The sequence below is a fragment of the Streptomyces nanshensis genome (assembly GCF_001751255.1).
GTDB lineage: Bacteria > Actinomycetota > Actinomycetes > Streptomycetales > Streptomycetaceae > Streptomyces > Streptomyces nanshensis_A.
The window spans coordinates 1-3,308 of sequence record NZ_LJGW01000617.1 but is presented as its reverse complement, the minus strand read 5'-3'; the positions used below and the strand labels follow the sequence as shown (position 1 = coordinate 3,308).

The 3,308-nt window shown below is 74.8% G+C and carries 2 protein-coding genes and 1 pseudogene; 1 reads left to right on the top strand and 2 read right to left on the bottom strand.

Features of this window, described 5'->3' with window-relative positions:
- Together AN218_RS30315 and purD are read right to left on the bottom strand one after the other, a co-directional pair.
- Positions 1 to 716: pseudogene (locus tag AN218_RS30315) on the bottom strand (hypothetical protein); the annotation flags it as partial.
- 372 nt (positions 717 to 1,088) lie between these two features.
- Positions 1,089 to 2,360, bottom strand: a complete 1,272-nt coding sequence (gene purD, locus AN218_RS30310) for a phosphoribosylamine--glycine ligase (protein ID WP_070020238.1) — start codon at positions 2,358 to 2,360, stop codon at positions 1,089 to 1,091.
- 217 nt (positions 2,361 to 2,577) lie between these two features.
- Here purD and AN218_RS30305 point away from each other — a divergent pair, with 217 nt between their 5' ends.
- Positions 2,578 to 3,279 carry an SLATT domain-containing protein gene (locus AN218_RS30305; protein ID WP_070020239.1) on the top strand — a complete coding sequence of 234 codons (702 nt, stop codon included), beginning with the start codon at positions 2,578 to 2,580 and terminating at the stop codon, positions 3,277 to 3,279.
- The last annotated feature ends 29 nt before the right edge of the window (positions 3,280 to 3,308 follow it).

Genomic DNA, 3,308 nt, shown 5'->3' with positions numbered 1-3,308 from the left:
CGGATGCCCGCCCGGCGCAGCGCGGCACCGGGGCTCCGTCCCGTACGCCGGGCGACGACGGAAGACGGGCCGGCGGACGCATCGGGGAACGGGACGGAGGACGCGGCGGGGGACGCGGCCGCCGACGCCTTGTCGGCCACCGCGACGGCGGCGTCCAGGCCCCGTACGAAACGGCGCGCCGCCGCTATGTCGGGATGCGCGGAGGGCCCCGTGCCCGCCACGACCGGGGCCAGCAGGGCGCGCAGTTCGGCCACCCGCATCCACCACAGGAACGGCGAGCCGATGACCAGCACCGGGGCCGGAACCGGCCGCTCCCGTACGCGGTGCGAGCGGTCCTCCAGCCAACTGTCGCAGTCCGGGGTGAGCGCCACCGCCGAGGGCACGGGCACCTCCAGCCGCTCGGCGAGATCCCGCACCAGCTCGTACAGATCCCCCGCGGAGCCCTCCTCGACGGGGACGGTCGGCGAGACCGCCGGGCGCGAGCGCGCGATCACGGCGGCGACGCCCGCGGCCACCGCGAGCGCCAGCACCGCGAGACCGCACACCGCCCAGCGGACGGGGGCCCAGCCGGGGCCGAGCCGGCCCGTGGCCTCGGCCGCGAAGAGGACCACCGTGACCGCCGCGGGCAGCAGGGCGAGAGCGAGCGCCGCGCCGCGGATGCGGAGCACGGAGAGGGCATGGGAACGCGCGGAGCGCGTGCCTGCCTGACGGCCCACCACGAACTGCTCACCCCCATCACGACGTGCCCGGACACCCGGGCTCAGGTGGTCCCCACTGTGGCACCGCGCACCGACACCGCAACGTGCGCGGGGCCACTCGGGACGCGGCCGGGCACGCGCCCGCGAGGTCCCACGCGGCTTGCGCGGAACCCTAGTTGGGGCCCTCGGCACCGTCAGCCGCTCCGCTGTCCGGTCACTCGATGGAATGGCTTTGGGCAGAGCTCTTGCGTCGTCGGGGGGTGAGCGAAGTGCCCGTATTGCCCGTGATAGTCGACTTCGTCCGGTTCGGCCGGACGGGCGCCGGGACCGGCCCGTGGACCTCCGGCCCGGACCCGGACACGTACACCGGGCACGATCCCGGCACCGTCGTCAGGTCCGCGCCTCGTCCCGTGCCGCCTTCGCCGCGATGTCCGTGCGGTGGTGCGAGCCGTCCAGCCGGATGCGGTCCAGCGCCTTGTACGCGCGCTCACGTGCGTCCGCCAGGCCCGCGCCCGTCGCGGTCACGGACAGCACCCGTCCGCCCGCGCTGACCACACGGCCCTCCCCGTTCCGCTTGGTGCCCGCGTGCAGCACGTACGCCTCGGGGGCGTCCGACTCGGCGACGGCGTCGAGCCCCTCGATCACGTCGCCCGTGCGCGGTGCCGAGGGATAGCCGCGTGCCGCGACGACGACCGTGACGGCCGACTCCTCGCTCCAGCGCAGCGGCGGCAGTTCGGCCAGCCGCCCGGTGGCGGCCGCGTGCAGCAGCCCGGCGAGCGGCGTGCGCAGCCGCGCCAGTACGGCCTGGGTCTCCGGGTCGCCGAAGCGGGCGTTGAACTCGATGACCCGCACCCCGCGCGAGGTGATCGCGAGGCCCGCGTAGAGCAGCCCGGCGAACGGCGTTCCCCTGCGCCGCAGTTCGGCGACGGTGGGCCGCAGCACCGTACGCTCGATCTCCTCCACCAGCTCCGGGCCCGCCCACGGCAGCGGCGAATAGGCGCCCATGCCGCCGGTGTTGGGGCCCTCGTCGCCGTCGTACGCGCGCTTGAAGTCCTGCGCCGGCTGAAGCGGTACGACCGTCTCGCCGTCGGTGACGGCGAAGAGCGAGACCTCCGGTCCGTCCAGGAACTCCTCGATGACGACGCGTTCGCAGGCCCGTGCGTGCGCGCGGGCCTCCTCGACGTCGTCCGTCACGACGACGCCCTTGCCCGCGGCGAGCCCGTCGTCCTTGACGACGTACGGCGGACCGAAGGCGTCCAGCGCCGCGTCCGCCTCCTCGGGCGTCGTGCACACATGGCTGCGCGCCGTGGGCACGCCCGCCGCGGCCATCACGTCCTTCGCGAACGCCTTGGAGCCCTCCAGCCGCGCGGCCTGCGCCGACGGCCCGAACACCGCGACGCCGCGCTCGCGTACGGCGTCGGCGACCCCGGCGACGAGCGGCGCCTCCGGGCCGATGACGACGAGGTCCGCGCCGATCTGCGGGGTCTCGGCGAGCGAGGCGACGGCGGCGCCGTCGGTCGCGTCGACGGCGTGCAGCGTGGCCACCTCGGCGATCCCGGCGTTGCCGGGCGCACAGTGCAGCGCGGTGACCTCGGGGTCGAGCGAGAAGGAGCGGCACAGGGCGTGTTCGCGGGCGCCGCCGCCGATGACCAGAATCCTCACGGGAGCAGCCTAGACGTCGTCCCCGGGCGTCTTCGCGGCGCACTCTTTCGAGTGAGAGCGGAATCTGCCCTATACCTGATCAGTCCACTATTCCGTGGGAGTTGAGACGGGAAGTGGTCTCGCGCCCCCACGTACGGAGGTAGGAAGGGGCCCTTCGAAGCCCGGAGCGGTCGTGGCCGAATGCCCGTCCGTGGTGCGTGTGTTGTGGGGTGTGGCGGTGAGCAAGCCGGAGATGCGGCCCGCGGTGGGACGGGGGTTCCCGCTCGGTGACTGGGGCGAGCCCGGGGAGCGCCTCGACGAGCTGTACGTATGGGTGGAGCAGCGCGCGCTGCTCATCGCCGACTGGTATCTGTCCGACCGTGCGTGGAAGCGGCGCGGGGCGCGCGTCCTGCGCACCGGGGCCGCGCTCGGCGCGACGGTCGCCGCGGTGCTGCCGCTGCTGGCGCTGACCGGCACGCTGTCCGTACGGGACGCGGTGTGGGGTTATGTGGCGCTGCTGGGCGCGGTGGTCTGTCTGTGCGCCGACCGGTGCTTCGGACTGACGACGGGCTGGATCCGGGACGTCGCGACGGCGCAGGCGATCCAGCGCCGGCTGGAGGTCCTCCAGTACGACTGGGCCTCGCTGTCCGTGCGCGAGATGCTCGGCCCGGCCGAGGGCGGCACGGGGGAGGCGGCCGAGCGCGGGTTGAGCCTGCTGCGCACCTTCACCGAGGACGTCTCGGAGGTCGTACGGGCCGAAACCACCGACTGGATGCTGGAGTTCAGGCCCGGCTTCCCGCCCGCGACGCGGCAGGCACTCGCGCCGCCCGAACGTCCGCTGGAGATCTGCGCGGCGGCGCAGAACGTCCGCCGCTTCCCGGCGCCGCCGGGTGCGCGGCCCAGCATGCCGCGCCAGCGTCCGCCGGAGGGGCCGCTGTGACCGCCGCTCGACGGCCGCTGTGACGGCTC